Raw genomic sequence first — 23,133 nt, 5'->3', positions numbered from 1 at the left:
CCGCAGATGCCCGATTTGGCCCTGACCCGTTGACCCGTTTGATAAGCTCAAGGGTCGCCCGCGCGACGGTCAGGAGCCCAATTTCAGATGTCAGTCGACCCACAGATCGAGCCGGAGCACGGATACGGCGCAGACGATATCCAAGTCCTCGAGGGACTGGAGGCCGTTCGCAAACGACCCGGAATGTACATCGGTTCCACGGGACCGCGCGGCCTTCATCACCTCGTCTACGAAATTGTGGACAACTCCGTCGATGAGGCCCTCGCTGGTCATTGCGACACCATCGACATTAGAATCCTGGCCGATGGCGCGGTTCGCGTTGCCGACAACGGCCGTGGGATCCCGGTGGATATTCACAAGGCGGAGGGCCGCTCGACCGTGGAGGTCGTGCTCACCGTTCTGCACGCCGGCGGCAAGTTCGGCGGCGGCGGTTACTCGGTGTCCGGCGGACTGCACGGCGTCGGCAGTTCTGTCGTCAACGCCCTGTCGAGCCGGCTCGAGGTCGAGGTGCGCCGTCAGGGGCACGTCTGGCGCCAGAGTTTCCATGACGGCGTGCCCAACGCTCCCCTCACCATGGATGAGGTGTCCGACGAGACCGGAACCACCATCACCTTCTGGCCCAGCTCGGAGACCTTCGAAACGACCATCTTCGACTTCGAGACCCTGCGGGCGCGCTTCCAGCAGATGGGCTTCCTCAACAAGGGGCTCAGCCTCACGCTCACGGACGAGCGGTCAGAGAACTTTGATGACGACGGCAAGCCGGTCACGAAGAACTTCCTCTACGAGAACGGCCTCGTCGACTACGTCGAATACTTGAACAAGGCCAAGAAGGCCGACTTGGTCAACGATGACATCATCTCGTTCGAGTGGGAAGACCACGAACGAAAGATGGCCCTCGAGGTGGCTATGCAGTGGACCACCGCATACACCGAGAGCGTGCACACCTATGCGAACACAATCAACACGCACGAGGGTGGCACCCACGAAGAGGGCTTCCGCGCCGCACTGACCACGCTGGTCAACAAGTACGCCCGCGAGAAGGGCATCCTGAAGGAAAAGGATGACAACCTCACCGGCGATGACGTGCGCGAGGGTCTGACCGCCGTGGTCTCGATCAAGTTGGCGGAACCGCAGTTCGAAGGCCAGACGAAGACCAAGCTGGGCAACACCGAGGCCAAGTCCTTCGTGCAGAAGGTCGCCAATGACCAGCTGTCTGACTGGTTCAACCGCAACCCCAACCCGGCGCGCGAGATCATCCGCAAGGCGCTCCAGGCGTCGAACGCACGGATGGCCGCCCGCAAGGCGCGGGAGACGGCGCGGCGCAAAGGTCTCCTCGAGGGTGGCGGCATGCCTGGCAAGCTCAAGGACTGCCAGAGCAAGGACCCGTCCCTCTCCGAGATCTTCATCGTGGAGGGCGACTCGGCCGGCGGTTCCGCTGTGCAGGGCCGCAACCCTGAGTTTCAGGCCATCCTTCCTCTGCGCGGCAAGATCCTGAACGTGGAGAAGGCCCGACTCGACCGGGCCCTCGGCAACGCCGAGGTTCAGGCCATGATCACGGCGTTCGGCGCCGGCATGGGCGAAGAGTTCAATCCGGACAAGGTTCGTTACCACAAGATCGTTTTGATGGCGGATGCCGATGTTGACGGCCAGCACATCACGACCCTGCTTCTCACATTGCTGTTCCGGTATATGCGTCCACTGATCGACCTCGGATATGTCTATCTGGCCCAGCCGCCGCTGTATCGCCTCAAATGGGCGAACTCAGCACACGAATACGTGTACTCCGACCGGGAGCGCGACGCACTCCTGGCTGACGGCGCCGCGGCCGGAAAGCGTATCCCCAAGGACAACGGGATCCAGCGCTATAAGGGTCTGGGAGAGATGGACTACAAGGAACTGTGGGAAACCACCATGGCCCCCGAGTCTCGCACTCTGCTCCAGGTCACCCTCGACGACGCTGCCGCCGCCGATGAAATCTTCTCCACCCTGATGGGCGAGGACGTCGAGTCCCGCCGCAACTTCATCCAGAAAAACGCGAAGGACGTGCGTTTCCTTGACATCTGACGACACCAATACCGGAGGCACGACGGGCGAAAGCTCCGACCCCACCGAGGTCGACACCGCGTTCGACGCGGCCGACAGCGCGGCCAAGGCCGCGCACTTCGTGCAACACGGCAAGATTGACCAGGTCGACCTGCAGCTCGAAATGCAGCGCTCCTACCTCGACTACGCGATGAGCGTCATCGTCGGACGCGCACTTCCCGATGTGCGTGACGGCATGAAGCCCGTGCATCGCCGCGTGATCTACGCCATGTTCGACGGCGGCTACCGCCCCGACAAGGCGTTCTCCAAGTGTGCGCGCGTGGTCGGCGACGTGATGGGGCAGTTCCACCCTCACGGCGATTCGTCGATTTATGACGCGCTCGTTCGTCTCGTACAGCCCTGGAGCCTGCGCTACCCGCTGGCCCTCGGCCAGGGCAACTTCGGCTCTCCCGGAAACGACGGCGCCGCCGCGCCGCGGTACACCGAAACGAAGATGGCCCCACTCGCCCTCGAGATGGTGCGCGACATCGACGAGGACACCGTCGACTTCCAGGACAACTACGACGGGCGCACACTCGAGCCCACCGTGCTGCCCTCGCGTTTCCCGAACCTGCTGGTCAACGGCTCGGTCGGCATCGCTGTGGGAATGGCCACCAACATCCCGCCGCACAACCTGCGCGAGGTGGCTGCCGGCGCCCTCTGGTACCTGCAGAACCCTGAGGCGTCTCGTGACGAGCTGCTCGAGGCCCTGATCCAGCGCATCAAGGGTCCCGACTTCCCCACCGGCGCGCAGATCCTCGGCATCAAGGGCATTCAGGACGCCTATCGCACCGGCCGCGGTTCCATCACCATGCGGGCCGTGGTCAGCATCGAAGAGCTCCAAGGCCGTACCTGCCTGGTGATCACCGAGCTGCCGTACCAGGTCAACCCCGACAACCTGGCGATCAAGATCGCCGATCTGGTCAAGGACGGGAAGATCGGCGGCATCGCCGACATCCGGGACGAGACCAGCGGTCGAACGGGCCAGCGCCTCGTGATCGTGCTCAAGCGCGATGCCGTGGCGAAGGTCGTGCTGAACAACCTCTACAAGCACACCCCGCTGCAGGAGAACTTCGGCGCGAACATGCTGGCCATCGTCGACGGGGTGCCGCGCACCCTGTCCCTCGACGGTTTCATCTCAGCGTGGGTGGCACACCAGGTCGAGGTCATCGTTCGTCGCACCCAGTTCCGCCTCAGGAAGGCCGAAGCGGACGCGCATATCCTGCGCGGCTATCTCAAGGCCCTTGACGCCCTCGATGAGGTGATCGCCCTCATCCGGCGCTCCCCCACCGTCGACGACGCCCGCACCGGCTTGATGGATCTGCTCGACGTGGACAAACTCCAGGCCGACGCCATCCTCACCATGCAGTTGCGCCGACTGGCTGCCCTGGAACGACAGAAGATCATCGACCAGGCTGCCGAGCTGGAACTTCAAATTGTGGAGTTTCAGTCGATCCTTGCCAGCCCGGAACGCCAGCGCACCATCATCAGCGACGAGCTCACCGAGATCACCGACAAATTCGGCGATGACCGGCGCACCGAGATCATGTTCGGTTTCGACGGCGACATGTCGGTCGAAGACCTCATCCCCGAGGAAGAGATGGTCGTCACGGTCACCCGCGGCGGCTACATCAAGCGCACCCGCAGCGACAACTACCGCAACCAGCACCGCGGCGGCAAGGGCGTCAAGGGCGCTCAGCTGCGGGCGGACGACGTGGTCGAGCACTTCTTCGTCACGACCACGCACCACTGGCTGTTGTTCTTCACGAACACCGGCCGGGTGTACCGGGCCAAGGCCTATGAGGCGCAGGAATCCGGACGCGACGCCAAGGGCCAGCATGTGGCCAATCTGCTCGCGCTGCAGCCGGGGGAAGAGATCGCCCAGATTCTGGACATCCGGGACTACGGTGTGGCCCAGTATTTGACGCTCGCCACCCGCGAGGGTCTGATCAAGAAGACGGCCCTCAGCGAATACGACACGAACCGCACGGGCGGCATCATTGCGATCAAGCTCCGCGAGGGCGACGAACTCGTCTCGGCTCTGCTGGTCGAGAACGACTCCGACCTGCTGCTCGTCTCCAAAAAGGGAATGTCGATCCGGTTCACGGCATCGGATGAGGCGTTGCGCCCGATGGGACGCAGCACGTCCGGCGTGATCGGCATGCATTTCCGCGGAGAGGACAGCCTGCTGGACGCATCCGTGGTCTCGGACGACGGTTTCGTGTTCGTCGTCACCGAGGGCGGCTACGCCAAGCGCACCGCTGCCGACCAATACCGTCTGCAGAACCGCGGCGGCCTGGGGATAAAGGTCGCCAAGCTGAACGACGATCGCGGAGACCTCGTCGGGTCGTTGATCGTCGATGAGGAGGACGAAGTGCTCGTGGTGCTCGCCAGCGGCAAGGTGGTACGCTCTGACGTCTCCGAGGTCCCCGCAAAGGGACGAGACACAATGGGTGTCGTTTTCGCTAAGTTTGCGGATGAAGACAGAATCATCGCGATCGCGAAAAACACCGAGCGCAACCTGGTGGCCGAGATTATCGCGGCTGAACCGGAAAGCGCCTTGGGAGAGGAAGAGCCTGTAAATGAGTAGTGTCGCTGAAAAGCTCGCCAAGAAATCCAGCCGCAAGCCGGCCGCGACCAAGCAGGTCCGGCTCAAGCTCGTATACGTGGATTTCTGGTCGGCCGTCAAACTGTCCTTCTTGATCGCGCTGTGTCTGGGAATCGTCACGATCGTGGCCACGTTCCTGATCTTCACGATCCTCAACGGAACCGGAATCTTCGGCAAGATCGACGACCTGTACACCGATATCGCCGGTGCATCCTCAGATCTGGCGAGCATATTGTCGATCGGTAACGTCATGGGTTTCGCCTTCGTCGTGGCGATCCTGAACACTGTCGTGATCACCGCATTGGGAGCCGTTTATGCGGTTCTGTACAACCTGAGTGTGAAGATCACCGGGGGCTTGCTCGTCGGTTTCACGAACAACTAGTCGTCGGTCTCTCCCAATCGGGCCGCTGGGCGGCCCGATTGGGAGATTCCCGCCGCATCGGGTAGTCTCAAACCTGCCCAAAGAGGGGGATATAGCTCAGTTGGTTAGAGCGCTTCGCTGATAACGAAGAGGTCCCAGGTTCAAATCCCGGTATCCCCACGCAAGATTGGTTCACCACCACAGCACACACTCCCCGTGATCATGCGGGGCCATAGCTCAATTGGTAGAGCGCCTGCTTTGCAAGCAGGAGGTCCGGGGTTCGATTCCCCGTGGCTCCACAAACGAAGAACGCCCGGCCCCGCTTTTCGGGGCCGGGCGTTCTTCATGTCATAGAACACCGCGAATCGAACGCGCAGTGAGCGGCGAAGGAGCGAACGGAAGGGCTCCCCGTGGCTCGAAGGCCCAGAGTGCCTCCGCAAGCCGTCTGTGGCCACCCAGCCCCGGCCACAGCCCCCGGGTACTACCGGTGAACGAAGAGCACCTCACAGCCCCGTCAGCGGGCACGGGGGCGCCAGCAGTGAGGAGGGGGTTACTACCCTCCTCCCCCGCACAAAAGGGGAGGGCCCGCATCCACTGGATACGGGCCCTCCCCTGTGCAGAACTCACTTGGTGCGCAGTACTAGTCCTCGGTCGATGTGGCGCCGGTGGGCTCGTCTTCGGCGACCCACAGTTCGTCGTCGGCGCGGAACGTCTGCCAGACCGCGTACGCGACGCCGGCGGCCGCTGCCAGGGCAATACCGAGTGCGATGTAGGAGCCGGCACCCGGACCCTTCTTCTCGATCACAACGGGCTTCTGGAACCGTACCCGGTTCAGCGCCGCGCGCACGCGGGCGTCACGCGCGATGTCGCCAACGCTCATTACGGACCCGATGGCCGTTCCGATGCCGCTGCCGATGCCGGGCAGCATCCGGTCGACCACCTGGTGGCGCACACCGTCGGCCATTTCCTGAGTGGCCTGCACTCCGGGGCGCAGGAGGTGATCGTAGCTTTCACGCACGCGGGGTACTACTTCTTCGCGGGTGAGGATACCGGCCTGGCGGCTGGCCTCCCGTGCAATGGCGTTGGCACGCTCTAGCACTTCCTGCTGGTTGTTCCATAATTCGTCTGCGCTCTTACGCAGCCGAGTAAGTTCCTTGCGGCGCTTGCGTGACAGGCTCATCTGGACCCTCCATCGATGTCATGTGGCGAACACTGTCCATCTTGCCACGCAATCGTCTGGGAGGGCTCTGGGTGCCCGGGTGTCCATCGGATTGCCCCAATCCGGCTGTGCAAGAATTACTCCATGTCTAAGCACACTGCTGTCGCCACACTCAATACCACCCTCGGACCGATCAAGGTCAACCTCTTCGGCAATCACGCGCCGAAGACCGTCAAGAATTTCGTCGGTCTCGCGACCGGTGAGATCGAGTGGAAGCACCCCGCCACCGGGCAGACCTCCAACGCCCCGCTTTACGACGGTACTGTCTTCCACCGCATCATCAAGGACTTCATGATCCAGGCGGGCGACCCGCTCGGACAGGGCACCGGTGGACCGGGCTACCAGTTCGACGACGAAATCAACCCCGACCTCGACTTCACCCAGCCCTACGTGCTCGCCATGGCGAATGCTGGCATCCAGGGCGGTCGCGGCACCAATGGCTCTCAGTTCTTCATCACCGTCGTGCCCACCACCTGGTTGCAGGGTAAGCACACCATCTTCGGCGCCGTCGAGGACGAGGATTCACGTGCGATCGTCGCGAAGCTCGCGACGGTTCCCACCGACGGTCGCGACCGTCCGCAGACGGAAGTCGTCATCGAGAGCGTCACCGTCGAGCAGGTCTAGGCTCCCCTCAATGACAGACCTGCCCGGAACCGCCGCTAACTACTGCTACCGGCATCCGGGCAGGCAGAGCTTTATCCTCTGTCAGCGTTGCGGTCGCACGATCTGCCCGGACTGCCAGACGCAGGCCGCCGTCGGCGTGATCTGCCCCAACTGCATGGCGGAGCAGCGCAAAAGCGCCCCGCGCACCAAGCCGGCCGTGCTGACCCGGCTCGCCCGGTCCTCGCATCCGGTGACGACCACGATCGTCGCGGTCACGATGGCTGTGTACCTGTTGCAGTTCGTCCTGGGTGACGATTTCACGAGAATCCTCTGGTACGCGGGCGTCTATTCCTATCCCGGCAACTTCGAGCCCTGGCGAATGCTGACCAGCGTGCTGGTGCACGGCTCCATCTTCCATGTTCTGCTGAATATGTACACCCTGTGGATCTTCGGGCAGATCCTCGAGGGAATGCTCGGCCGGGGGCGTTTTCTCGCCCTCTACGGGCTGAGCGGCCTCGCCGGATCTCTGGGCGTCCTGTTCCTGTCCGATCCGCGTATTCCGGTTGTCGGCGCGTCCGGTGCCATTTTTGGTCTGATGGGCGCATTCCTGATCATCCAGCGGCACCTGGGCGGCAACGCCACCCAGCTGTTGATATTGGTCGGGATCAACCTGGTGATCGGGTTCCTGCCGGGGTTGAACGTGGCCTGGCAGGCGCACGTGGGTGGTCTGGTGGCCGGCGCCGTAATCGGGTTGATCTTCGTGCAGACCCGCCGCATCAAGCAACAGCGGGTGCAGACGGTGTTGATCACGGTCTTCGGAGCGGTGCTGGGGCTGCTCAGCCTGTCGATGTTCCTGGTTTAGCTATTCGGTTCAGGAGAGGGCCTCGGCCGCCTGGTCGCGCAGATAGCCGGCGAAGCCGGCCGGGGCGCGACCGGTGAGCCGGCCGGAGGTGAGCACCGGGATCAGCTCGGTGCGGATCTCGCTCACCCGGAGACTACGCAGGTCGGAGACCAGCCGCACGTCCTCGTGTCTGTCGACGCGGGCGAATTCCCCGGCCTGAAGGTACCGGTCGGCGCGCACGCCGAGATTCGCGCCGTGAACATGGGTGTGTCCCTCGACCAGCCGGTGCTGGGCGTCCCATCGTTCCCGGACGCCGTCGGACAGCCCCTCGTCGGGGACCACTGTTCCCAGCACGAGATCAACAGAGTTGCGGGCGAATGTGAGCTGCGCGGACAACCAGTTGGGCGGCACGGCGGAGTCGGCATCCGTCGAGGCGATCCAGGTCGCCGACGTGAACAGGTGAGATGTCGGCAGCAGATGTCGCACACCCGCGCGGCGTGCGGCGCCGACGGCTCCGCTGTTCGTGCTGATGCTCTCGATTCCAGGCCAGATTTCGGCGATAGCGGCCGTGCCATCGGTGCACCGATCGAGCACAACCACCACATCGACGACGGGCTGCTTCTGGCCGGCCGCCCCGCCAACATCCGCGACGGCCACGGCCAGCGCCGATAGGCAGCGCGGCAGGAGCTCCTCCTCGTTACGGGCCGGGACCACGACGACGACCCTGTCAATCGAAACGTGCCCGGTCACGGCACCAGGCCCTCGCGTTGCGCGACAGAGCGAGTCGGCGCGGGTTCGAACACCTCGAGCAGGAAGTCACGCTCCCGATGTTCGACCGTGCGCTCGAACCCGGCCAGCCGGCCGAGTTCTGTGTGCACCTGGTCGCCGCTCAACGGATATTCCGGCACCGGATGCCGCCAATGGCAGGCCACGATCGCCCCGCCGTCGGCGAGGCTGTCGCGGCACCGTTCCAACACCCCGATCAGTTCTGCCGCGGAGAAGTAGTAACCGACCTCGGAGAGCACGATCAAGTCGAAAGAGCCGTCAGGCCATTCGGACGGCAGCGTGCGCCGCGTGAAACTGACGCTGGGTTGTTCGGCCAGCCGGGCGCGGGCCACCAGGAGCGGCTGCTCGGAGATGTCGACCGCGAGGACGCTGTCGCACCTGTCGGCCAGGCCGGCTGTGAGCACGCCGATCGAACAGCCCAATTCCAGCGCCGCACGAAAACGTCGGCGCGGCAGTGCGGCCAGGGTCAGGAATCGCTTGCGTTCCTCGTACCAGCGGGTCTCGAAACCCCACGGGTCGTGCCTGCCGGCGTAGAAATCCTCAAAGAACGCACCGGTCAAACTCGGTTTCGTCTCGGTCTGGGCTGGGGTTTCCGGTGCGGCCTCGCTCTCAAGGAAGGTCTCGTAGCCGCGGTCGAAGTGCGCACTGAAGCCCGCCTGGAGGATCGGTTCGTCTCCGGGCAGCTCGGAGAGTGGCTGCACCTGGCTGCGATGCAGGGCCATGCCCCTGGACTTGCGCCGTCGGTCTTCGGGTGCGAGGTGCAGGGTCCGCACCGAAACGTTCGACCAGACCGGGTCGTCCGGCGTGGACCAGTGCCAGGCCCAGATCGGGTACTCGAAGTGTCTGACGTTCCGACCCCGGGCGACGTGGCGGGCTGCGTCGGCTGCTGCCGTATGGTCCGGATGTCCGTCGAGGCTCCAGGGCGTGATCAGCCAGGTTCCCGGCCCGTCCGCCCCGATAGCGGCGGAAATCGCACGTGACGCCTCCTCCAGGCACGCGGTGAGGGAACCGTCGGGAAGCTCGGCCAGTCGCACCAGCGCTGTGGGTGCCAGGGCCGCGACGGCATCCGTCACCTCGAGCCGGCGCAGCGCCGCGAGCCGCGCGGGATCGTGCGTGCTGGACCCGGGATGGGAGGCCTCACCGTTGGTGAGCACCACCACCGTCACCGGTAGGCCGGCCCGTCCGGCTCGGGAGATCAGTCCGCCGGCACCGAGCGTTTCATCGTCGGGGTGCGCTGCGACCACGACGAGCTGGCGTAGTTCATCGAGGGGCAGTGCCTCCGTCGGCGGTTGCGACAAGCGATGCGCGGCCGCCCACACGGTCTCGGGTGTGCCGGCCTCGCCGTGCTGGAAACTCACCACGGGGACACCCCGGACTCGCGCAGACGACTGCCGAGGGCAACATCATCCCGTTCGGCGTGGTGCTGGCGAACGTAGAGTTGTAGGTCGGCCACGCGCGCGGCGTGCCGTGGATCGAAAGCGAGCGGCGCCGGGCCGAGCGCATGGCCCGTGCGGGCGACCACGTCCTCGACCGTTCGCGCAATCTGGCCTCGGACTCGCGCTGCGAGCAGCGCGCCCTGCTCGCCGACGGCGTCACCGGCGTCGATAGCCGTGGCGGCGGCAGCCAGGGAGGTCCCTGCCGCGGTCAGTGCGACGTCCAGGGCGCCCAGGTGGGAAAGCGCGATCTGGTCGGGTTTCCGCTCGAGAACGGACTCCCAGACGCGCCTGGCCAGGCCGACGGCGCCACCCCACCAGCAGGCGGCGACGCCGATTCCACCCCAGGCGAAGCCTGGCCTGCGGAGGTACCAGCCGTCGCTTCCGACCGGACGGGCCGAAACGTCTCGAAACTCGACCGGTCCGCTCGGCACGTCCGGCAGGCCTCGGCTCACCCACAGGTCCGTGCGAACGGTGATCCCGGGGTCGGTCAGGGCGACCATGAACAGCCGCCGGGTGGTGGCCGAGGTGTGCGCGGTGATCAGCGCGTGGCTGAGAGAGCCGGCAAGCGAGCACCAGGGTTTCGTGCCGTCGAGGTGCCACCGTTCGTGACCGGTCTGCCGCGCGTCGAGCCGGACGCCCGCGCCTTCGGCGGCGAAGACGCCCCAGGTCGGTTCCGTGCTGCCGCCCACGACGACCCCGGCCGGATCCAGGTCGGCCTGGTCGAGGATGGAGAGAGCATCCAGGTGCGCCTCGGCCACCCTGGCCGCTGTGAGGTCCACGGCGGCCAGGGTGGCCAGGGTTTCAAAGAGCCGGACGGTCTGTCCGTTCCCCGGCCGGGGAACGGAGCCACCGAGGGAACGGGACAGGTCCAGGGCTCGCCCGGCGTCTCCGTTCACGGCGAAGGCCGCCGCCGCGGTGTCCTGCAGGCCGCAGTCCGCCGGTCGCTTCCCCGGCGCGGTCAGCCAGACCGGCTCCCGGCTCAATCCTTGCCGGCCGGTTTGGTCGAGGCCTTGGACGTGGGCTTTCGCGGAGTACGGTTCTCGGCGCTGACCATCCAGGAGTACTGCTCCAGCTTCTCGATGAAGGCGTGCAGGATGTCGGCGCTCGTCGGGTCTTCCTCGTCGATGGCGTCGTGAACGGCACGGATGTTGTCAACGGTCGCGTCGAGGCGGTCGGTGACCAGGCCGACGGTCTCCGTGGTGTCCACCTCTCCGGCCGGGAACTTGGGCAGGTGGGTGGTCGCGGTGACAGTTTCACTGCGGCCGTCCGGCAGGGCATCGAGTGCGCGCATCCGCTCGGCCAGCTGGTCAGAGAACAGGCGGGCGTCGTCGATGATTTCGTCGAGCTGCAGGTGCAGATCACGGAAGTTCTTGCCCACGACGCTCCAGTGCGCCTGCTTGCCCTGTACGTGCAATTCGATCAGGTCGACGAGGACGGACTGCAGGTTGGAGCCCAGTTGTGCTGATGCTTTCATTGTGTTGCGCCTCTCTCACACGACGGAGACACAATCGACCGCGTTTCGGTCGGTGCCCCCCCGTTTGGTTTACAGAGCAGCTTAGCCACGGATGCGCCCGGCAATCGGGTTCACGCCGGGCAATCAGGTGAACGGAGAGTTATCCACAGGTTATCCACATGGGGATAATTACACCGTTGTCATTCTGGATGTGAGCGGGGGTGGGCCAGGGGGAGAGCTAGCGCCAGCGGGTGGTCATCAGGAAGCCCACGAAGGCGATACCGAAGCCGACCATGATGTTCCACGATCCGAAACTGGCCACCGGCAGGGTGCCCTGGCTCACGTAGAAGACGATGATCCAAGCCAGGCCGATGAGCATGAAACCGAACATCACCGGTTTGAACCACACGGGGTTCGGACCGGCCTCGCCGGAGCGGACGACCTCGTTGCGGGCGGGCTTCGTGCGGGGATTCGAGCGTGACATGACTGCGATTCTAGCGTCTTTGGCTGGATCCCACGCAGGCTTCCTGCGGGCGACACGCACCGTCACGATTAGAATCGAGACATGTCCGAGCGAGTAGATCTGCCTCCCGCAGCGCCGACCCGCCGAACCTTGCGCGACAGGCGTCGACCGGCGCAGATCAGCGTCATTGGGGTGTTCGGCGAGCTGCTCCTCACTGCGGGGGTGCTCGTGTTCGCCTTTCTGGGCTGGCAGCTCTGGTGGAATGACATGGTCATGGCGGGGCAGCAGTCGAATGCGGCGGCCGAGATCAGTCAGACCTGGATCGAAGACGACCTCTCCAGCCGAGACACGGCCCCCGAAGACGCTGCAGCGGTGGTCGATTTCGGTGAGCCGCTCGTCGGTGTGGCACCCGCAGAGTCCGAAACTTTCGCCGTGCTCTATGTGCCGCGTTTCGGTGCGGTATACAACCGGTCCATTGCCGAGGGGATCAACAACGACGTGCTCAACAGTTCCCGGTCGGGGATCGGGCACTACCCCGGCACCCAGATGCCGGGCGAGGTCGGCAACTTCGCCGTGGCAGCGCATCGCAGCGCCAATGGCGGTGGCATGCACCTGATCAACGAACTCCAGCTCGGCGACGCGATCTACGTGCAGACCGCCGACGGTTACTACACCTATCGGTTCCGCGACCTCGAGTACGTGGCGCCGACCACCGTGGATGTCATCGCGCCGGTGCCGCACAACGCGGATGTCACCCCAGTGGACCGTTTCATCACCCTGACCAGCTGCAATCCCCTGCTGTCCACGGCCGAGCGCATCATCGCTTACGGAGTACTCGAATCGTGGCAACCGACATCCGCCGGCCCGCCGCCCGAGGTTGCGACCGTCATCAACGCCCAGGCCAAGGGCTAGGAGGCCTCTATGTACGCTGCTCTCTGGCGGGTTCTGCCCGGACCGCTCTGGCTTCGGATCGTGCTTGTGCTCGTTCTCCTGGCCCTCGTTCTGCTCGCCCTGTCCACCTGGGTTTTCCCGTGGGTGGATTCCATTGTCAACAACCAGGAAGTCACGGTGGAAAGCCCATGACCCGCATCCTCGTCATCGATAACTACGACAGCTTCGTCTACACCCTCAACGGCTACCTGATGGAGCTCGGCGCCGAAACTGTCGTGTTGCGCAACGACGCCTTCGAGCCCGCGGATGCCGCGACCCGGATTGCGGAGTTCGACGGCGTTCTCATCTCGCCCGGGCCCGGCAAGCCGTCTGACGCCGGCGTCTCCATCCCCATCGTGAGGGCGGCCCTCGAGTCAGGACTGCCGCTGTTCGGCGTCTGCCTGGGTCACCAGGCGATCGCGGAGGCCTTCGGTGCCACGGTCACCAACGCCGACGAACTCATGCACGGCAAGACCAGCCAGATCACGCACGACGGCAGCGATTTCTACGACGGTGTGCCCCAGCCCTTCACGGCCACCCGCTACCACTCCCTTGCCGTTGTCGACGGCACGGTGCCGAACGACCTGATCGTGACCTCCCGCACCCAGGGAGGAGTGATCATGGGCCTCCGGCACGTGAGCGCACCGATCCTGGGAGTGCAGTTCCACCCCGAGTCGGTTCTGACCGAGGGCGGCTACCGCATGGTGGCCAACTGGCTCGCCTTGGCCGGCCTACCCGAGGCGCAGGAGACGGCGAAGGCCCTCACTCCCCTGCTGAAGCTGAACTGAGCGTCAGCCGGCGCAGTAGAACAGCGTGACCTCGGACTTCTGAGGCACATCGCCCGGGGCGAGAGACTGCCGGGTGACGGGCGAGCCGGCCGCCAGCGGGCACGTGTCGTCGGGGGTGGGGATGCTGATCAATTGCAGGTCTGATCCGTTGAGAAGATCGGTGGCAGCGCTCAGGGCCTGGCCCTCCAGGTCGGGGAGGGCGACGAGTCCACTCGAGACGATGAAGTTGACCGTGACGCCGGTCTTCTCCGTCGTCGCGGCAGCCGGGTCGGTGCGGAGTACCAGGCCGGCCGCGACATTCGGAGAGTTCTCCCGGGTCACCGAACCGGGGGTGAGACCCAGGTCTGTGATCGCCGTCTGGGCGTCAGCGAGGGGCAGGTTCGTCACATCGGGAACGTCGACCGGCTGAGCCCCGGTGGAGATGTACACCCTGATCAGGTCTGTCGGTTGGGCGATCGTTCCGGCAGGAGGGTCGGTGCGGATGACCTCGTCCTTGGCGACAGTGGCGCTGGGCTCCTCGGCACGGATGGCGGCGAGGTCCTGGTCCAGCAGGGACGTCTGCGCCTGGTCGTAGCTGAGTCCGGTGAGTGACGGCACCCGGCGGGAGTTGTCGGGCAGGTCACTGTTCGGGGTGAGGCTGAAGGCCCAGATCATCACGGACAACACGATGACGACGACGCTCAGGATGCCGGCCCAGATCCAGATCACCGGCGGGCGGCGCTGGGTGCGCACCATGGACTCGTCCTCGGAGAGTTGCTTGAGGGCGAGTTCAGAGGCGGAGGCGGACAGTGGGGCAGCGGCGAAGAGGCCGCCACCGGTGTCGTCGGCGCTGTGGAAGACCGGGATCTGCCCGCCCGCGGCCAGATCGACGTCGGCGCGGAAATCGACGGCGCTCTGGTAGCGATCGAAGCGGTCCTTCGCAAGCGCGTGCAGCACGACGGCGTCGAGGGCGGGGGAGACCTTCGGGTTGATCGAGCTGGGCTTGACAGGAGTCTCGCTCACGTGCTGGTAAGCCACGGCCACGGGGGACTCCCCGCGGAACGGCGCTCGTCCCGCGAGCATTTCGAACAGGACGACTCCGGTGGAATACAGGTCGGTGCGGGCATCCACCGATTCGCCCTTGGCCTGCTCGGGAGAGAAATAGGAGGCCGTGCCAAGGATGGCCGTGGTCTGCGCCACGGTCGTCGACGAGTCGGAGATGGCCCGGGCGATACCGAAGTCCATGACCTTGACCTGGCCGGTCTTGGTGATCATGATGTTGCCCGGCTTGATGTCGCGGTGCACGACGCCGGCGCGGTGCGAGTACTCGAGAGCCGTCAGGACGCCGTCGATTATGCGCACGGCCTCGTCGGCCTGCACGGGACCCTCGCGGATGATGTCCTTGAGCAGGCGGCCGTCGACGTACTCCATCACGATGAACGGGATCTGCGACTCGTGGCCACTGCCCTCGGTGATGGTCTCCTCGCCGGCGTCGAAGACCCGCACGATGGTGGGGTGAGCCATGCGGGCGGCTGCCTGCGCCTCCTGACGGAAGCGGGTGCGAAAAGCCGGGTCGGCGGCGAGCGAAGACTTGAGCAACTTGATCGCGACCGTGCGGCCGAGGCGGGAATCGGTGCCGATGTGCACATCGGACATCCCGCCGCGCCCGATGTGTGCCCCCACACGGTAACGGCCAGCGAGAAGACGGCCTTCATCAGTCACAGCATTACTCCCAGGTCGCAGACACAGATCTTCGTACTTTAGCCGTAACTCCTCGGGCCGCGGCTATCCGGCGGGAGCTGCGGTGACGGCGACCGGGTTCGACGGCGCGGAGTAGTCGGACGAGGCCTGACCGCAGATGTAGCGGAACTTGACCGTGAAGGTGCCGGCGTCGGGACCCGCGGTGATCGTGGTCGAGGTGGCGTCCGGGCCCACCGGACCGGGGGACTCGGCGGCACCGTCGGCGACGACCTCGTAGCCCGACAGGGTCTGGCCGCTGGGACAGGATTGCGCCGTCCAGCTGGCCGTCACCTGGGTGCCGGCCACGGCCGTTGCCGGGGCGACCGTGGGAGCGCCCGTCGGGGCGTCCGGTGGCTCGGCCGCGGTGTAGACCGTGACCGTGATGGTGGAGCCCTTCGTGACCGGGCCGGTCGGGTTCACCTCGTAGACGGTGTCGACGATCTGATCCGCGGCGGCTGCGGCGTTGCCGGGCTGGACGTCCGCGACGAGCCCGAGTCCGGACAGTTTGTCGCGAGCCTCTCCGCTGGTCAGACCCTGGAAATCAGCCAGGCTGACCTCGACGGTGGTGACCGTCGGTGCCTGAGTCTGAGTCTGAGTGGGCTTCGGTGTTGCCGTCGGCGTCTTGCTCGGAATCGGCGTGGCGCTGGACGTGGGCTTCTCGACCGGAGTACTCGGATCGTTCTGCGTGAACAGCGCGATCAGGGTGCCGGTGAGAACGAGGGCGAGCAGCGCGATCAGCGCGATCAGCGGCCAAGTCCACGGGCTACGCTTCTTCTTCTCCTCGTCGGTATCGGCCGCGACCGTGGTCGAGCGCATCGCGGGCGCGCCCGTGTTCAGCACGGTGGTGGCCGCCATGCCGGCGGCACCGGGCATCAGCATGGTCGCTGAGGTCGGTGTGGCGCCGTTCATGATGGCGGGTACGGATGCCGCGGCCGCCGCGATGTCACCGCGGCGGAGGGCTGCGGCGGCACGGGACAGGTGCGCGGCCGAGGCAGGTCGGTCAGCCGGGTTCTTGGCCAGGCAGGAGATCACCAGGTTGCGCACCGGCTCCGACACCGTGGCCGGCAGGTCGGGAGCGGTCTCGTTGATCTGGGCCATGGCGATTGCGACCTGGGACTCGCCCGTGAAGGGGCGGCGGCCGGCGAGGCTCTCGTAGGCGACGATGCCCAGGGAATAGATATCCGTCGTCGGCGAGGCGGAGCGTCCGCTGGCCTGCTCGGGGGAGAGATACTGCACAGTGCCCATGACCTGGCCGGTCGCCGTGAGCGGCACCTGGTCGGCGATGCGGGCGATACCGAAGTCGGTGATCTTGACGCGGCCTTCGGGCGTGATCAGCAGGTTGCCCGGCTTGATGTCGCGATGCACGAGGCCCGCGGCGTGGGCAGCGTGCAGTGCGGCAGCCGTCTGGGAGACGATGTCGAGGACCTTGTCGGCGGGAAGAACGTGGTCGCGTTCGAGGATCGTGGACAGTGCCTCGCCGGGCACGAGCTCCATCACCAGGAAGGCGCTGCCGTCTTCTTCGCCGTAGTCGAACACGTTGGCGATTCCCTCGTGGTTGACCAGTGCGGCGTGCCGGGCCTCGGCGCGGAAACGCTCGAGGAACCCAGGGTCACCGAGGTACTCATCCTTGAGGATCTTGATGGCGACCGTGCGACCGATTACGAGGTCGACGGACTTCCAAACCTCGCCCATCCCGCCAATGGCGATCCGGGACTGCAGCTCGTATCGTCCCCCGAAGGTGAGCCCTGATGTAGGTCTCATTTGTTCAGCACCGCCTCTAGTACCTGCTTTGCAATAGGTGCGGCAAGCAGATTGCCGTACCCCGTCTGGCCAAGTCCCCCGCCATCTTCAACGAGAACGGTGATCGCGTATTTCGGATCCTCCGCTGGGGCGAATCCGGTAAACCACAGCGTGTAAGGCTCGTCTTCGGCGTTCTCCGCCGTACCCGTTTTACCTGCCACGTTGACCCCATCTATTCTTGCATTGCTGGCGGCGCCATCCTGGACTCCATTGACCATCATTTGGGTCAGTGTCGCCGCCGTTTCGGCGCTCATCACCCGTTCCACGGTCTGCGGCTCAAAGACCTGAATCGGACTCAGATCGGGGGCCGTCACCGCATCCACCAGATTGGGGGCCATCAGCACGCCGCCGTTTGCGATCGTGGCCGAAACCATAGCCATCTGCATGGCCGTGGCACGGACATCCGTCTGGCCGAAGGCCGACAGTGCGGTCTGCGCGTCGTCGAGAGCCGTGGGGTATGCGCTCTGGGACACGTCGAGGGGAATCGAATATCCGCTGTTGAAACCGAACTTCTCTGCCGTTTCGCGGATGGCGTCATCGCCCAGCTGCAGACCGAGTTCTGCCAGCGGGATGTTGCAGGACTGCTTCAGGGCGGTCGCGATGGTGACCGTGTCGCCGCCGCCGCAGGTTCCGCCGCCGGAGTTGATGACGATCGACGATGACCCAGGCAGCTGGTAGGTGGCCGGGTTGGGGAAGGTGCTCTCCGGGGTGAACTTGCCCGATTCCAGCGCTGCGGTCACCACAACCAGCTTGAACACCGAACCCGGAGGGTTGAGCGCGTTGATGGAGCGGTCGATCAGCGGGTCGGACTCGTCGTTGAGGAGGGCCTGGTAGTTGTCGGTGACCTGCTGGTTGTCGTGCACCGTGAGCAGGTTCGGGTCGTAGCTGGGCTTGGAGACCATGGCGAGGATGCGACCGGTCGCCGGCTCGGTGACCACGACCGACCCGGTGAGGTCACCGAGGGCGTCCCAGGCGGCCTGCTGCGCAGCCGGGTCGATGGTGGCCTCGACGGATGCCCCCTTCGGGCTCTGGCCCGTGATCAGTGCGTTCATCTTGTCGAAGAACTGAGCGTCCGAGGTGCCGCTGAGTTCGCTGTTGAGGGCATGCTCGAGGCCGGTGGGTGCGCCGTTGAGGGGCAGGAAACCGGTGACCGGTGCGTAGAGCGGTCCGTTGCTATAAGTGCGCTGGAACTTGTAGTCGTCCTCAGCGGGCATCGACTGGGCAATCGGCTCGCCCCCGACGAGGATCGGACCGCGCTCGATGGAATAGCTGTCGTACAGCGTGCGGGTGTTGCGGGCATCCGCAGACAGGCTGTCCGCCTGGAACACCTGCACGATCGTCGTCGAGGTGAGGAGGGCCACGAACATGAGCAGAACGACCAAGCTCACTCGCTTGAGTTCACGATTCATCAGACCACCAGCCTGGGTTGGTTGCGCACCGTGTCGGAGAGGCGCAGAAGCAGGGCGACGATGATCCAGTTCGCCACGAGGGAGGACCCACCCGCAGCGAGGAAGGGGGTTGTCAGTCCGGTGAGCGGAATCACCCGGGTGACACCGCCGATCACGATGAAGCACTGCAGGGCGATGACGAAGGAGAGCCCGACGCCGAGCAGCTTGCCAAAGTCGTCGTTTCCGGCGAAGCCGATGCGGAAGCCGCGTGCGACGAGGAGAAGGTAGAGGGCCAGGATCGCGAAGATGCCGGCCAGGCCGAGTTCCTCGCCGAGGCTGGCGATGATGTAGTCACTCTGCGGGACTGGGGTGATCTCCGGACGGCCCTGGCCGAGTCCCGTACCGACGAGGCCGCCTTTGGCGAGCCCGAAGAGGCCCTGCACCAGCTGGTAGCTGCCGCCGTCGGCCGTGTAGACATCCGGGTTCAGAGCATCGAGCCAGTTCATGAACCGGCCGTTGACGTAGTCCAGGGTCTGGCTGGCGACGATGGCGCCGCCGAGGAAGAGGGACATTCCGAGAAGCACCCAGCTGAGCCGGCCCGTTGCGAGGTAGAGCATGACCAGGAATAGGCCGAAGTAGAGCAGGGCGGTGCCGAGGTCGCGCTGGAAGATGATCACGGACATGGACAATGCCCAGACCACAAGGATCGGGCCGAGGTCGCGGAGGCGCGGAAAACGCATCCAGAGGAATTTCTTGCCCACCATGGACAGGCTGTCGCGGTTGCGCACGAGGTAGCCGGCGAAGAAGACCGCCAGGGCGATCTTTGCGATCTCACCTGGCTGGAAGGTGGCGAAGGAGCCGATGCCGATCCACACGCGTGCTCCGCTGACCTCGCGGCCGAGGCCGGGCACGAGAGGGAGCAGTAGCAAGGCCACGCCGACGAAGCCGGCGATGTAGGTGTAGCGGAACAGCACCCGGTGATTGCGGATGATCAGCAGGACTGCAATAGCGCAGCCGATGGCCAGGGCACTCCACATGGTCTGGCGAACCGAAGCGCTGGCCAGGCCCGTTTCCTCATTGGCCAGGTCGATGCGGTAGATCATGGCGATTCCGAGGCCGTTGAGCAGGGTGGCGATGGGCAGGATGAAGGGGTCAGCTTCGCGGGCGACGAAGCGCAGCACCACGTGCATGGCCAGCACCAGCGCCGACAGGCCGGCGCCGAGCAGTACGAGGGTGGTGTCGATGCGGCCGAGGGCGCCGAGCTGCACGAGTACGACGCTGGCGGCATTGATGCCGCAGGCGATGAGGAGCAGGAACAACTCGAGGTTGCGCAGCTTCTGCGGTAGATGCAGGCGGCGCACGCGGGACGGACGCGCCGGCGCATCCGTCGTCGTTGACCGGTTACTGGAGGCTGGCATCTTGGAGCCGTTCGACGATGAGCACTGCGTCCGCGAGGGACGTCGCGCTGATGGTTTGTTCGACCTGTTGCCGGTCATAGACCCGCAGTTCGGACAGTTCCAGGTCGGTGTCTTCGTAGACGGAGGAGAGCGAGAGCGGGCCGAGGTCCTGCTGCACGCCCTGGTATATGGCGACCGTGCTGCCCTCCACCCCCACGTAGTAGCGGCTCTGGGTCCATTGGTAACCGAGGAAGCCGGCGCCGACGATGGCCAGGACCAGCAGGATGATGCCGACCAGCCAGGTGACCTTACGGCGGCGTGCGCGGCGGTTGTCCTCTTCGATCAATTCGGAGAGGTAGTCCTGGGAGTCGGGCTCGAAGTGAGTCTCCCGCACCGGGTGCAGGCGCAGGCTGGACATGCGCAGCGCGCGGCCGCGTGTGGGCTCCTCGCCAAACGCCAGGGGGGCGGCTGCCGACCCGACCACGACGGGGGAGTCGACCCGGTCGGCGGGCGAACCGATGTCGACGACGACGATGGTGACGTTGTCGGGGGCCCCGCCGTCGAGGCTTTCCTTCACCAGGCGGTCGGCGACGCCCTGCGCGTCGAGAGGGCTGAGCATGGCCGCGGCGATGCCCGTGTTGGAAACGACGCCGCTGAGCCCGTCGGAGCAGATCAGCCAGCGGTCGCCGGCGAACGTGGCGAGGATGGAGGTGTCGATCTCCGGGGACGACTCGACGTCGCCGAGCACCCGCATCAGCACGGAGCGGCGCGGATGCACCATGGCCTCCGCTTCGGTGATGCGACCGCTGTCGACGAGGCGCTGAACGAAGGTGTGGTCGATCGTGATCTGCGACAGCTCGCCCTCACGGAGCAGATAGATGCGCGAGTCGCCGATATGGGCGATCGCCACCTCATCGTGCAGCACGACGAGGGCGCTCACGGTGGTGCCCATACCGGTGAGCTCAGGGTGCTCGAAGACGGTCTCGGCCAACTGCGAGTTGGCGGCGATCAGGGCAGCCTGCAGGGCGAACTCGGCGTCCTGCGGCGACTGATAGTCCCGGTCGGCTTCCGTGATGCGCTTGGTGGCGATCGCAGAGGCGACGTCGCCGCCCGCGTGGCCGCCCATCCCATCGGCCACCAAGAATAGGTGACGCCCGGAGTAGCCGGAGTCCTGGTTGTTGGACCGAATCTTTCCAACGTGGGACGCGGCCGCGCTGTGACTGACTGTCGCCATGCAGCTACCGCCGAAGCTCGAAGCTGGTTGCGCCGATCTTGACGGTGGTGTTCAGCGGGACTGGAGTGGGGACGGCCATGCGCTTCCCATCGAGGAAAGTGCCGTTGGTCGAATCGAGGTCCTGGATCATCCACTTGTCGTGCCAGAGCATCAGGCGCGCGTGGTGAGTGGAGGTGTAGTCGTCACGGATGACAAGACTGGAGTCGCCGGACCGACCGATGGTGATCGAGTCGCCGGTGAGCGGGAACTCGGTGCCGGCCTTTGGGCCTGAGGTGATCACGAGGCGGGTCGCGTTTTGGGTGGTGGCCTTATCGTCCACGTCCGTGAATGCTGGGCTCGGCCTGGCCGCGAATTGCTCCGTGGGTGCGGATGCCGCGGCCGCGGGGGGCAGGGTCACGGGGCTCGGGAACGCGACGGGTGCACCGGCTGGGGCCGCGACATCCGCCTGCATCTTGCGTGCGCGCTGGCCGAATAGGTCGCTGCGGAGCGCGTAGACGATGCCAAAAATGAAGAGCCATAGCACCAGCAGGAAGCCGAGGCGCAGCACGAGCAGAGTGAGCTCACTGACGCTCATGCGTTGGGCCCCCAGAACCCGTCCATGTCGTGACGCTCGCGGCCGCCGTCGCTCCGACGGTCGCTCACGGGCTCGGACGACGACGAGGCCTGCGCTATGACGCGGAAAACGATGCGCGTGCGGCCGATGGTGACGACGGAATCGGGGTCCAGGATCGCCTGCGTGACCGGCGAACCGTTGAGCTGGGAGCCGTTGGTCGAGCCCAGGTCGCGCACCTGGGCGCGGGAGCCGTCCCAGAGGATCTCGACGTGACGGCGTGAGGTGCCGGAGTCATCGATGGTGATGTCGGCGTCGCTGCCGCGGCCGATAACCGTGTGCGACTGGGTTAGGGGGTAGCGCTTGCCATTGACTTCGACCACGGGAATCCAGGCGACGCTGCCCTTGATTGTGCTGGAGTCGATCTGGACCATTCCCTCGCTGAGTCCACGGTCGGCGGAGAGGCTGATGGATACGCCTCCTGCGAACTGATAACGCTGATCTCGACCGTGCTCTTGCACGAGGGAGGTGAGCTCCTCGAGGAGGGTCTGACCGAGGGCGGACATGCGCTGGAAGTCGGTGTTGCTCATGCGCACCGTGAAGCGATTGGGCGCGAGAATGCGGTCGCGGGACACAACCGCTGCTTTTGTGTCGAGTTCGCGACGCAACGCTGAGGTGATTTCCACCGGCTGCAGCCCCGACTTGAAGGTCTTGGCGAACGCACCGTTGACGGCGCGCTCGAGACCCTTTTCAAAACTATCCAGAATGCCCACAGGTCTCCCGATCCGATCCTTTCGGCTATGAGCATGTTACTTGTCTCAAGTGTTAACTCACGCGCAGGGCGATACCCAGCGGGGTTGTCATCCTACGGGGAGGGAGCCCGGAACGCTTTCTGCGGCGGATTCCCGGGGCGTTTTCTGGCCCGCGCCACGCCGTCCACCCCGGTGTTTGCGTGGCCTACCCGGCCCCGAATGGCGTAGTGCCCTCGGAAAGTGCTAATCTTCCTAAGTTCGCGCGAGTGGCGGAATTGGCAGACGCGCTGGCTTCAGGTGCCAGTGTTCGAAAGGACGTGGGGGTTCAAGTCCCCCCTCGCGCACAGTGAACAAGATGGGTTGACTGCCTTCAACCCAGTCGGACAGAGAGGCCCCCGAGGAATCGGGGGCCTCTCGTCGTTTCAGTGATCACGCTGTGAGGTCAGCCTCGGTCGGGCCTCTTGTTCCGATCTCCGGCATCGACGGGCGATTGGCGCGGTCTATCAGTGTGTGGGCTCTGTAGCTGATGTGCTGGAGTCGGAGTCTGAACCTACCGGACGTGTCGCAGATTCCCGGTTCGTGCCGCTGCCGCCAGGGATAGAACTGAACGTTTCAGTTCAGAACCTGGTCACATGAATTACTGCGTCGTCGTCGGATCGGGAGCAGATGACGTCGTCGACATTTGGTCTGGCGACCCGACTGTATCGGTCCCGATGCTCAGGC

21 protein-coding genes and 3 tRNA genes are annotated in these 23,133 nt (G+C 65.2%); 11 read left to right on the top strand and 13 right to left on the bottom strand.

What is annotated here, in order from left to right:
- The first annotated feature begins 87 nt into the window (after window positions 1–87).
- The 5 genes from gyrB (at window position 88) to E3O65_RS16165 (ending at window position 5,350) form a co-directional block, all read left to right on the top strand.
- A complete protein-coding gene (gene gyrB / locus E3O65_RS16185; RefSeq protein ID WP_134364750.1) occupies window positions 88–2,064 on the top strand; it encodes a DNA topoisomerase (ATP-hydrolyzing) subunit B in 1,977 nt (658 codons plus the stop codon).
- A gap of 100 nt (window positions 2,065–2,164) precedes the next feature.
- Window positions 2,165–4,672, top strand: a complete 2,508-nt coding sequence (gene gyrA / locus E3O65_RS16180; protein ID WP_241985689.1) for a DNA gyrase subunit A — start codon at window positions 2,165–2,167, stop codon at window positions 4,670–4,672.
- Window positions 4,665–5,072, top strand: coding sequence for a DUF3566 domain-containing protein (locus tag E3O65_RS16175; RefSeq protein WP_134364748.1), 408 nt, complete (start codon window positions 4,665–4,667; stop codon window positions 5,070–5,072). Before gyrA ends, E3O65_RS16175 begins: the two co-directional genes overlap by 8 nt.
- Window positions 5,073–5,157: 85 nt before the next feature.
- A tRNA-Ile gene (locus E3O65_RS16170) sits at window positions 5,158–5,231 on the top strand.
- A gap of 46 nt (window positions 5,232–5,277) precedes the next feature.
- A tRNA-Ala gene (locus E3O65_RS16165) sits at window positions 5,278–5,350 on the top strand.
- A 341-nt stretch (window positions 5,351–5,691) separates the two neighbouring features.
- Here E3O65_RS16165 and E3O65_RS16160 read toward each other — a convergent pair.
- Window positions 5,692–6,231, bottom strand: coding sequence for a hypothetical protein (locus E3O65_RS16160; RefSeq protein WP_134364747.1), 540 nt, complete (start codon window positions 6,229–6,231; stop codon window positions 5,692–5,694).
- A gap of 123 nt (window positions 6,232–6,354) precedes the next feature.
- Here E3O65_RS16160 and E3O65_RS16155 point away from each other — a divergent pair, with 123 nt between their 5' ends.
- Window positions 6,355–6,894 carry a peptidylprolyl isomerase gene (locus E3O65_RS16155; protein WP_134364746.1) on the top strand — a complete coding sequence of 180 codons (540 nt, stop codon included), beginning with the start codon at window positions 6,355–6,357 and terminating at the stop codon, window positions 6,892–6,894.
- Window positions 6,895–6,904: 10 nt separating this feature from the next.
- Window positions 6,905–7,735 carry a rhomboid family intramembrane serine protease gene (locus E3O65_RS16150; RefSeq protein ID WP_134364745.1) on the top strand — a complete coding sequence of 277 codons (831 nt, stop codon included), beginning with the start codon at window positions 6,905–6,907 and terminating at the stop codon, window positions 7,733–7,735.
- A 9-nt stretch (window positions 7,736–7,744) separates the two neighbouring features.
- On the opposite strand, the gene E3O65_RS16145 is transcribed toward E3O65_RS16150, so the two are convergent.
- The 5 genes from E3O65_RS16145 to E3O65_RS16125 form a co-directional block, all read right to left on the bottom strand.
- Window positions 7,745–8,464 carry a glycosyltransferase family 2 protein gene (locus E3O65_RS16145; RefSeq protein ID WP_134364744.1) on the bottom strand — a complete coding sequence of 240 codons (720 nt, stop codon included), beginning with the start codon at window positions 8,462–8,464 and terminating at the stop codon, window positions 7,745–7,747.
- On the bottom strand, window positions 8,461–9,861 hold the full coding sequence (locus E3O65_RS16140; protein WP_134364743.1) for a bifunctional PIG-L family deacetylase/class I SAM-dependent methyltransferase: 1,401 nt from the start codon (window positions 9,859–9,861) through the stop codon (window positions 8,461–8,463). The genes E3O65_RS16145 and E3O65_RS16140 overlap by 4 nt, the downstream gene beginning before the upstream one ends.
- Entirely contained in the window at window positions 9,855–10,919 is a 1,065-nt protein-coding gene (locus tag E3O65_RS16135) for an acyl-CoA dehydrogenase family protein (RefSeq protein ID WP_134364742.1), read from the bottom strand. The genes E3O65_RS16140 and E3O65_RS16135 overlap by 7 nt, the downstream gene beginning before the upstream one ends.
- Window positions 10,916–11,410: a Dps family protein gene (locus E3O65_RS16130; RefSeq protein ID WP_134364741.1), complete on the bottom strand. Its 495-nt coding sequence runs from the start codon at window positions 11,408–11,410 to the stop codon at window positions 10,916–10,918. The genes E3O65_RS16135 and E3O65_RS16130 overlap by 4 nt, the downstream gene beginning before the upstream one ends.
- A 217-nt stretch (window positions 11,411–11,627) precedes the next feature.
- The gene (locus E3O65_RS16125) at window positions 11,628–11,873 is read right to left on the bottom strand and encodes a cell division protein CrgA (RefSeq protein WP_134364740.1); all 246 of its coding nucleotides are present in this window, start codon (window positions 11,871–11,873) and stop codon (window positions 11,628–11,630) included.
- An 81-nt stretch (window positions 11,874–11,954) separates the two neighbouring features.
- Here E3O65_RS16125 and E3O65_RS16120 point away from each other — a divergent pair, with 81 nt between their 5' ends.
- Genes E3O65_RS16120 through E3O65_RS16115 form a run of 3 tightly spaced genes read left to right on the top strand, consistent with a single transcriptional unit; the run spans window position 11,955 to window position 13,570 of the window.
- The gene (locus E3O65_RS16120) at window positions 11,955–12,764 is read left to right on the top strand and encodes a class E sortase (RefSeq protein ID WP_134364739.1); all 810 of its coding nucleotides are present in this window, start codon (window positions 11,955–11,957) and stop codon (window positions 12,762–12,764) included.
- A gap of 9 nt (window positions 12,765–12,773) precedes the next feature.
- Entirely contained in the window at window positions 12,774–12,935 is a 162-nt protein-coding gene (locus E3O65_RS16855; RefSeq protein WP_166785806.1) for a hypothetical protein, read from the top strand.
- Window positions 12,932–13,570 (top strand): anthranilate synthase component II, encoded by a 639-nt coding sequence (locus E3O65_RS16115; RefSeq protein WP_134364738.1) that lies wholly within the window; start codon window positions 12,932–12,934, stop codon window positions 13,568–13,570. Before E3O65_RS16855 ends, E3O65_RS16115 begins: the two co-directional genes overlap by 4 nt.
- Before the next feature lie 3 nt (window positions 13,571–13,573).
- On the opposite strand, the gene pknB is transcribed toward E3O65_RS16115, so the two are convergent.
- The 7 genes from pknB to E3O65_RS16080 form a co-directional block, all read right to left on the bottom strand.
- Window positions 13,574–15,205, bottom strand: a complete 1,632-nt coding sequence (gene pknB, locus E3O65_RS16110; protein WP_422386438.1) for a Stk1 family PASTA domain-containing Ser/Thr kinase — start codon at window positions 15,203–15,205, stop codon at window positions 13,574–13,576.
- Between the two features lie 129 nt (window positions 15,206–15,334).
- On the bottom strand, window positions 15,335–17,050 hold the full coding sequence (locus E3O65_RS16105) for a serine/threonine-protein kinase (RefSeq protein WP_134364736.1): 1,716 nt from the start codon (window positions 17,048–17,050) through the stop codon (window positions 15,335–15,337).
- Complete coding sequence (locus tag E3O65_RS16100) at window positions 17,047–18,498, bottom strand: peptidoglycan D,D-transpeptidase FtsI family protein (protein ID WP_134364735.1); 1,452 nt, start codon at window positions 18,496–18,498, stop codon at window positions 17,047–17,049. Before E3O65_RS16100 ends, E3O65_RS16105 begins: the two co-directional genes overlap by 4 nt.
- Window positions 18,498–19,895, bottom strand: a complete 1,398-nt coding sequence (locus E3O65_RS16095; protein WP_134364734.1) for an FtsW/RodA/SpoVE family cell cycle protein — start codon at window positions 19,893–19,895, stop codon at window positions 18,498–18,500. The genes E3O65_RS16100 and E3O65_RS16095 overlap by 1 nt, the downstream gene beginning before the upstream one ends.
- Window positions 19,879–21,108 (bottom strand): PP2C family protein-serine/threonine phosphatase, encoded by a 1,230-nt coding sequence (locus E3O65_RS16090; RefSeq protein ID WP_134364733.1) that lies wholly within the window; start codon window positions 21,106–21,108, stop codon window positions 19,879–19,881. The genes E3O65_RS16095 and E3O65_RS16090 overlap by 17 nt, the downstream gene beginning before the upstream one ends.
- Before the next feature lie 4 nt (window positions 21,109–21,112).
- Window positions 21,113–21,682 carry an FHA domain-containing protein FhaB/FipA gene (locus tag E3O65_RS16085; RefSeq protein WP_134364732.1) on the bottom strand — a complete coding sequence of 190 codons (570 nt, stop codon included), beginning with the start codon at window positions 21,680–21,682 and terminating at the stop codon, window positions 21,113–21,115.
- Complete coding sequence (locus tag E3O65_RS16080; protein WP_134364731.1) at window positions 21,679–22,431, bottom strand: FhaA domain-containing protein; 753 nt, start codon at window positions 22,429–22,431, stop codon at window positions 21,679–21,681. The genes E3O65_RS16085 and E3O65_RS16080 overlap by 4 nt, the downstream gene beginning before the upstream one ends.
- A gap of 239 nt (window positions 22,432–22,670) precedes the next feature.
- Between E3O65_RS16080 and E3O65_RS16075 the strand changes: the two genes are divergently transcribed.
- Window positions 22,671–22,754 (top strand) — tRNA-Leu (locus E3O65_RS16075).
- The last annotated feature ends 379 nt before the right edge of the window (window positions 22,755–23,133 follow it).

This window comes from Cryobacterium breve, from assembly GCF_004402375.1.
Taxonomy (GTDB): Bacteria; Actinomycetota; Actinomycetes; order Actinomycetales; family Microbacteriaceae; genus Cryobacterium; species Cryobacterium breve.
This window is presented reverse-complemented; position numbering and strand designations above follow the sequence as displayed.

Coding starts and splice junctions, on each gene's coding strand:
- gyrB (WP_134364750.1), top strand. CDS start 88: ATGTCAGTCGACCCACAGATCGAGCCGGAGCACGGATACGGCGCAGAC.
- E3O65_RS16175 (WP_134364748.1), top strand. CDS start 4,665: ATGAGTAGTGTCGCTGAAAAGCTCGCCAAGAAATCCAGCCGCAAGCCG.
- E3O65_RS16160 (WP_134364747.1), bottom strand. CDS start 6,231: ATGAGCCTGTCACGCAAGCGCCGCAAGGAACTTACTCGGCTGCGTAAG.
- E3O65_RS16155 (WP_134364746.1), top strand. CDS start 6,355: ATGTCTAAGCACACTGCTGTCGCCACACTCAATACCACCCTCGGACCG.
- E3O65_RS16150 (WP_134364745.1), top strand. CDS start 6,905: ATGACAGACCTGCCCGGAACCGCCGCTAACTACTGCTACCGGCATCCG.
- E3O65_RS16130 (WP_134364741.1), bottom strand. CDS start 11,410: ATGAAAGCATCAGCACAACTGGGCTCCAACCTGCAGTCCGTCCTCGTC.
- E3O65_RS16125 (WP_134364740.1), bottom strand. CDS start 11,873: ATGTCACGCTCGAATCCCCGCACGAAGCCCGCCCGCAACGAGGTCGTC.
- E3O65_RS16120 (WP_134364739.1), top strand. CDS start 11,955: ATGTCCGAGCGAGTAGATCTGCCTCCCGCAGCGCCGACCCGCCGAACC.
- E3O65_RS16855 (WP_166785806.1), top strand. CDS start 12,774: ATGTACGCTGCTCTCTGGCGGGTTCTGCCCGGACCGCTCTGGCTTCGG.
- E3O65_RS16115 (WP_134364738.1), top strand. CDS start 12,932: ATGACCCGCATCCTCGTCATCGATAACTACGACAGCTTCGTCTACACC.
- pknB (WP_422386438.1), bottom strand. CDS start 15,205: ATGTCCGATGTGCACATCGGCACCGATTCCCGCCTCGGCCGCACGGTC.
- E3O65_RS16105 (WP_134364736.1), bottom strand. CDS start 17,050: ATGAGACCTACATCAGGGCTCACCTTCGGGGGACGATACGAGCTGCAG.
- E3O65_RS16100 (WP_134364735.1), bottom strand. CDS start 18,498: ATGAATCGTGAACTCAAGCGAGTGAGCTTGGTCGTTCTGCTCATGTTC.
- E3O65_RS16095 (WP_134364734.1), bottom strand. CDS start 19,895: ATGCCAGCCTCCAGTAACCGGTCAACGACGACGGATGCGCCGGCGCGT.
- E3O65_RS16090 (WP_134364733.1), bottom strand. CDS start 21,108: ATGGCGACAGTCAGTCACAGCGCGGCCGCGTCCCACGTTGGAAAGATT.
- E3O65_RS16085 (WP_134364732.1), bottom strand. CDS start 21,682: ATGAGCGTCAGTGAGCTCACTCTGCTCGTGCTGCGCCTCGGCTTCCTG.